Here is a 690-nt window from a genome sequence, read left to right as displayed (position 1 = left end):
GATTACATACTACCTGTGGATTAAGTAATATATCATATAGCTTGCCAGCAAGAAAAGTATTGAATAGATTATTTATGGTTCAAACTATGGCTCGTGGAATGGACTCATACATTATGGATCCAACAAATAAGGAAATGAGGGGTGCTTTACTTGCATCACAAACATTACTTGGACAAGATAGGTTTTCAAGAAAGTTCATTAAAGCATTCCGTGAGGGATTATATGAATAATATAAGAACTGTTGTAGTGGCGTGCAGGATAGTTAATAATGATTGAATAGGGCAACTAGTGAAATCGATTTATTTTAAATAGATATGTTTTTATTTTAGGGATTAGAAAAAACTTTCAAAGCATTGTTTTAGTAAATAAATTTGCAAATATTAAATAAAATGCTTGAAAGATATTATATTCAATTTAAATTAAAGAGGGAGGATATGAAAATGAATAAAAAGTTAGTTGATGCAATGGCAGATTTGGATGAAGATGTTGTTTTAGCAGAGGTGAAAGCACAAAAGGAAAATGGAACACCAGTATTAGATATAATAGCAGATTTGCAAGAGGGAATGGGAATTGTAGGAAACAGATTTGAAAAAAAGGAATATTTTTTATCTGAACTTATAATGTCAGCAGAAGTGTTTAATGAAGCATCAGAGATCATTGGAGGATTAGGAGAAGCTTCAGGATCAAATA

Annotated in this window: 1 protein-coding gene and 1 pseudogene; both read left to right on the top strand. The window is 30.9% G+C overall.

Annotated elements, in window-relative coordinates; translation table 11 throughout:
• Positions 1 to 230, top strand: a pseudogene (locus CLCOS_RS00065) (methyltetrahydrofolate cobalamin methyltransferase); the annotation flags it as partial.
• Between the two features lie 210 nt (positions 231 to 440).
• A partial coding sequence (locus CLCOS_RS00060) for a B12-binding domain-containing protein (protein WP_193756598.1) occupies positions 441 to 690 on the top strand: 250 nt, incomplete at its 3' end.

Origin of the sequence: Clostridium coskatii (genome assembly GCF_001675205.1) — a bacterium.
In the GTDB taxonomy this organism is placed as follows: domain Bacteria; phylum Bacillota; class Clostridia; order Clostridiales; family Clostridiaceae; genus Clostridium_B; species Clostridium_B ljungdahlii.
Note: the sequence above shows the minus strand (reverse complement) of the source record. Positions and strands in the feature narration are given on the sequence as shown.